The 1,007-nt window shown below is 78.5% G+C and carries 1 pseudogene; it reads left to right on the top strand.

What is annotated here, in order from left to right:
• Window positions 1-1,007: pseudogene (locus tag G4G93_RS35420) on the top strand (hypothetical protein); the annotation flags it as partial.

Raw genomic sequence — 1,007 nt, 5'->3', positions numbered from 1 at the left:
CCCACATCTTCCGGCGCACGCTGGAGACGACCGGCGCCGAGCTCGACGCCCGCAGCCAGGCCGCGGCCGAGCTGCTCCGCCGGGCCACGACCGCGACGACCGGCGAGTTCGGCGCGCGGGCGGAGGAGGCCGCGGAGGTGCTGCGCCGCGCCGCCGAGACGGTGACGGGTGCGGTGGGGATCCGCACCGCCGAGAGCGTGGAAGCGTTCCGGCAGGGGGCCGAGGAGGCGTCGGGGGCGCTGCAGGCGCGTCTCTCCGAGGCGGCCCTGTCCTTCGCCCGGGTGGCGGAGGAGGCGGCGAGCGTGATCGGCGTGCGGGCCGGCGAGGCCGATGCGGCGCTGCACGGAGCCGTTGTGGGTCTGGCGGGCCGGGCCGAGGAGGCGGCGATCGCCATCGGCCGCGCCGCCGAGACCGCGACCGGCGCCCTCGATGCTCGCACGCTGGCGGCCACCACGGCCTTCGCGCAGGCCGCCGAGGCGGCGAGCCATCTGGTCGCCGAGCGTGCGACCGGCGCCGACGCGGCCCTGCGCGGCGCCGTCGACGGCCTGACCGAGCGGGCGGCCGAGGTCGCTTCCGCCATCGCCGAAGCCGCGGAAGCCGCGACCGGCCATTTCGACGCCCGCACGCTGGCGGCGGCCTCGGCCTTCGCCAGGGCGGCCGACGAGGCCGGCCGCCTCGTCGCCGAGCGCACCGAGACCACCGACGCCACCTTGCGCGCGGCTGTCGAGCACCTGACCCGTCAGGCCGGGGACGTCTCGGCGGCCATCGCGCTTGCCGCCGAATCCGCCACCGGCGATTTCGACGCCCGCACGCTGGCGGCGGCCTCGGCCTTCGCCAAGGCGGCCGACGAGGCCGGCCGCCTCGTCACGGAGCGCACCGAGACCACCGACGCCACCTTGCGCGCGACCGTCGAGCACCTGACCCGCCAGGCCGAGGACGTCTCGGCGGCGCTGGCCCTTGCCGCCGAATCCGCCACCGGCGCCCTCGACGGCCGCACCGCCGCGACC

It is taken from the genome of Methylobacterium sp. DB0501, from assembly GCF_011043735.1.
GTDB lineage: Bacteria > Pseudomonadota > Alphaproteobacteria > Rhizobiales > Beijerinckiaceae > Methylobacterium > Methylobacterium alsaeris.
Note: the sequence above shows the minus strand (reverse complement) of the source record. Positions and strands in the feature narration are given on the sequence as shown.